This window comes from Mycobacterium sp. NS-7484, from assembly GCF_001953975.1.
In the GTDB taxonomy this organism is placed as follows: domain Bacteria; phylum Actinomycetota; class Actinomycetes; order Mycobacteriales; family Mycobacteriaceae; genus Mycobacterium.
In genome coordinates, this window is record NZ_MBEJ01000080.1 from 1 (window position 1) to 3,239 (window position 3,239).

Genomic DNA, 3,239 nt, shown 5'->3' on the forward strand with positions numbered 1-3,239 from the left:
TGCTCATCACGATCGCGAAGCTGCACCCGTTTCTGGCCCTGATCTTCGGCGCGCTGACGGTCGGTCTGGTGGCGGGGATGACGTGGATGTCGTGGGCGAGCAGGGTGATGGTCACCTGCCGCAGTTTGTGGCCCAGCCCGCCGATGGATGGGCCGTCGCGGGTGATCTGCCACGGGAACGGTCGCCCGTCCACGAGGAGGGTGCGTTCGGCCAGGTTGACGGTGACCTGCCGTGCGGGGACAGGGACCACGATGACACCCGAGGAGATCCGCACCGAGGCGATCGAGGTTATCGTCCGCGCTCAGAGTGGCTACGTTCCCTGGTGCCATGCCGAGGCCGCCGTCGACGCTCTCGCCGAGGCCGGGCTACTACCGACCAGTGTCGAGTGGGTCGCCCGCAACACCGCCGGCGGTGGGATCGTCCGCAGCCACCGCCGGGCTGCCGAGTGGGATCGGGACCAGATGCGACTGGTACCCCGGCCATCGGTGTGGGACGACGAGGTGCCTGCCGAGGAGTACTCACACCTCGAGCGCCGCTACGTCACCGACTGGCAGGCGGTGGCCGAATGACCCGAACGCGCAAGAGCGCCAAGGCTGCCGGCACCCGCTTCGAAACCGCCATCGCCCGCGCCCTCGCCACCCACCTCGACGACGACCGCATCGAACGCCGCGCCCGCACCGGCGCGAAGGACCGCGGCGACATCGGCGGCGTCCGCATCCACGGGCAACGCGTCGTCCTCGAGTGCAAGGACGTCTCGCGGCTCAACCTCGCCGGATGGGTGCGCGAGGCACATGACGAAGCCGGAAACGACGACGCCCTTGTCGGACTCGTCGTCCACAAGCGGCACGGCGTCGGCAACCCGCTCGACCAGTGGGTCACCGGCACCGTGCGAGATCTGATCGCCCTGCTGACCGGACAACGACCCGAGGAGGCGTGATGCCCTGGTTCGAGATTTACGAGGCCGCGGCCCGCCACCGCGCCGAGCGGTTACGCGAATCACCGCCCGAACCGCCGGTGCCGGTCGAGCAGATCCCCGACGGCCGACCCATGATCTACGGCCGTGACTACTACATCGAAGACGGAGGCGACACCGTCCTCACCAGCGGCCACTGGTTGCCGCGGCGCGTGGATTCGCTCGTCGCGACCGTGCTGTCGCTGATCGGGGTGCGGCGATGACCACCCCGTTCCTCGACAGTCTCGAACGCGCTGAGAAGGCCGGCGCCCGCGGTCGCGGTGAAATCGGGTACGCCGAATGCGGCGACGACTGCGATGTGTGTGCACGGCGGTTCGCGCAAATCTGGGACACCGAACCCGACTAGAACACAACCATTTTACGACGTACAACTTACAGCGTATAACGGAGATGGGAAACAGACAGCAAACCGGGAGGTCCGCCCATGGTGAACCACCACCGCAAAGACCAACGCGTCCGCGTCGTCAACGCACTACAAATGCGCATCGACGGCCACACCTGGCAATCCATCGCCGACCGCACCGACTGGGAAACCGAATCCGGCGTCCGCCTCGCCGTCAACAATCTCCTCGACCAATGGGAATCCGAAACTGTCGACGAATACAGGCGCATCCAAGACCAACGATATAGCCGCCTGTTCCGCGAATGGTGGCCCGCCGCCTGCAACGGTGACGAAAAAGCCGCCGCCATCGTCCTCAAAACACTCGAAGCGCTAAACAAACTCCACGGCCTCAACAAAGAAGCCACCGACAATACCGGCGCCGGCATGACTCCGGACCAGTTCAAACAGCGGCTCGCCGAATACGTTGAACTCCAAATGTCGACCCGCACGAAGGCGATCGAGCAGTGACGGCCGCGGTGACACCGATGCACGTGCACCCCACCCGCTGGGAACCCGACGAGCAGCTCGTGCACGCCGCCCGCGCCGGCACCCTCACCATCCACCAACTATCCGAAGAGGACCGATGTTGGGTCGTCGCCCAGCTCACCGCCCGCGGTGAAACCACCGACGACATTCGGCACCGCCTGAAATGCGGTGTCCGGCTCATCAAATACATTCGAGCGAAACCACTCACGCAAATGATCGAACGCTGGTTGATCGCCGACGCCGAAGCAGGCGCCCACCGTTCCCGCGTCGAAGTCCTCGAACACTATTGCGCCACGACCCTCACCGAATGCGAGCAGGGCACCGCCCGCGTGAAGACACAGCTTTCAGACCTCGTTGCGCAGAATCAGGTGTGGCGGCAACGATTCGCCCAGGAATCGCAGCGCGTCACCTTGTACCGCAAATACCTCGGCGCACCACCCCGCCCCAACCGCGTCCGCCAGACCCCCGACCAGCTCGCCCTGTTCTGATGGCCGACGACCTGCTCCCGTACAGTCCGGCCGCCGCCGCATTCCTCGACCGCGAAATCACGCGCCTGCGCTGCGTCCGCGACCACCCCACCACCGGACAACTCGCACAGCACCTCGACGCCACCATCCGGCAAACCCCCGCCCTCCAAGCCATCGACGACGCACTCGAATGGGCATTCACCACCCCCGACGCTCGCCTAGCAATATCAATGCCCTCCCAAGAAGGCAAAAGCCTGCGCACCGCGATCTGGGGCACCCTCCGCGCCCTACTCCTACACCCCGACTGGCGCATCATCATCGCCACCCACTCCGAAGACCTCGCCCGCACCCACTCCGAACACATCCGCACCCTCATCCGCACCCACGGCACCGGCGCCCGCGACGCCGCCACCGGCGAACCACTCCCCGACCGCCTCGGCCTCACCATCGGCGACAAAGCCGCCGCCACCCGCTGGACCGTCGCCCACCACCGCGGCTCAGTCCTCGCCTGCGGCGTCGGCACCGCACTACCCGGCCGCCCCGCCGACTACCTCCTCCTCGACGACCTCTACCCCGGCATGAACGAAGCCGACAGCCTCGCCGAACGCCGCAAAGTCAACACCTGGTGGGACACCGTCGCCAGCCAACGCCTATCGCCCGGCGCGCCCGTCGTCGCGATCGGCACCCGCTGGAACGAAAAAGACGCCCTCGCCTACATCACCAGCCAAGACCCCGACCGCTGGCGCATCCTCAACTTCCCCGCCATCGCCGAACCCGGCATCCACGACACCCTCAACCGCCCACCCGGCACACCCCTCGAATCCGCCCGCGGACACCGCGACTGGACACACACCCGCCAAACGGGCCCGCAGCACCTTCCGCGAGGCGCCGGCGGCCCAGCCGTCCCCGCAACAGCAACAGCCGCCGCAAC

At 66.8% G+C, this 3,239-nt stretch carries 7 protein-coding genes and 1 pseudogene; 7 read left to right on the forward strand and 1 reads right to left on the reverse strand.

The window, feature by feature from the left end:
- On the reverse strand, positions 1–250 hold a 250-nt coding region (locus tag A5733_RS27520), incomplete at its 3' end, for a hypothetical protein (RefSeq protein WP_158070612.1).
- 1 nt (position 251) lies between these two features.
- Here A5733_RS27520 and A5733_RS27525 point away from each other — a divergent pair.
- The 7 genes and pseudogenes from A5733_RS27525 to A5733_RS14330 all read left to right on the forward strand — a co-directional run.
- Positions 252–569: a hypothetical protein gene (locus A5733_RS27525; protein ID WP_076240601.1), complete on the forward strand. Its 318-nt coding sequence runs from the start codon at positions 252–254 to the stop codon at positions 567–569.
- Positions 566–937, forward strand: coding sequence for a hypothetical protein (locus tag A5733_RS14310; RefSeq protein WP_076240602.1), 372 nt, complete (start codon positions 566–568; stop codon positions 935–937). The genes A5733_RS27525 and A5733_RS14310 overlap by 4 nt, the downstream gene beginning before the upstream one ends.
- A complete protein-coding gene (locus A5733_RS14315; protein WP_076240603.1) occupies positions 937–1,176 on the forward strand; it encodes a hypothetical protein in 240 nt (79 codons plus the stop codon). Before A5733_RS14310 ends, A5733_RS14315 begins: the two co-directional genes overlap by 1 nt.
- On the forward strand, positions 1,173–1,319 hold the full coding sequence (locus tag A5733_RS27530) for a hypothetical protein (protein ID WP_158070613.1): 147 nt from the start codon (positions 1,173–1,175) through the stop codon (positions 1,317–1,319). Before A5733_RS14315 ends, A5733_RS27530 begins: the two co-directional genes overlap by 4 nt.
- A 78-nt stretch (positions 1,320–1,397) precedes the next feature.
- On the forward strand, positions 1,398–1,823 hold the full coding sequence (locus A5733_RS14320; protein WP_076240604.1) for a hypothetical protein: 426 nt from the start codon (positions 1,398–1,400) through the stop codon (positions 1,821–1,823).
- A 59-nt stretch (positions 1,824–1,882) separates the two neighbouring features.
- A complete protein-coding gene (locus tag A5733_RS14325; protein ID WP_158070614.1) occupies positions 1,883–2,329 on the forward strand; it encodes a hypothetical protein in 447 nt (148 codons plus the stop codon).
- Positions 2,329–3,239: pseudogene (locus tag A5733_RS14330) on the forward strand (hypothetical protein); the annotation flags it as partial. The gene A5733_RS14325 and the pseudogene A5733_RS14330, both read left to right, overlap by 1 nt.

What these genes read in the sequence shown, in the direction of transcription:
- A5733_RS27530 (WP_158070613.1), top strand. Translation starts at nt 1,173, where the DNA reads ATGACCACCCCGTTCCTCGACAGTCTCGAACGCGCTGAGAAGGCCGGC.
- A5733_RS14310 (WP_076240602.1), top strand. Translation starts at nt 566, where the DNA reads ATGACCCGAACGCGCAAGAGCGCCAAGGCTGCCGGCACCCGCTTCGAA.
- A5733_RS27525 (WP_076240601.1), top strand. Translation starts at nt 252, where the DNA reads ATGACACCCGAGGAGATCCGCACCGAGGCGATCGAGGTTATCGTCCGC.
- A5733_RS14315 (WP_076240603.1), top strand. Translation starts at nt 937, where the DNA reads ATGCCCTGGTTCGAGATTTACGAGGCCGCGGCCCGCCACCGCGCCGAG.
- A5733_RS14320 (WP_076240604.1), top strand. Translation starts at nt 1,398, where the DNA reads ATGGTGAACCACCACCGCAAAGACCAACGCGTCCGCGTCGTCAACGCA.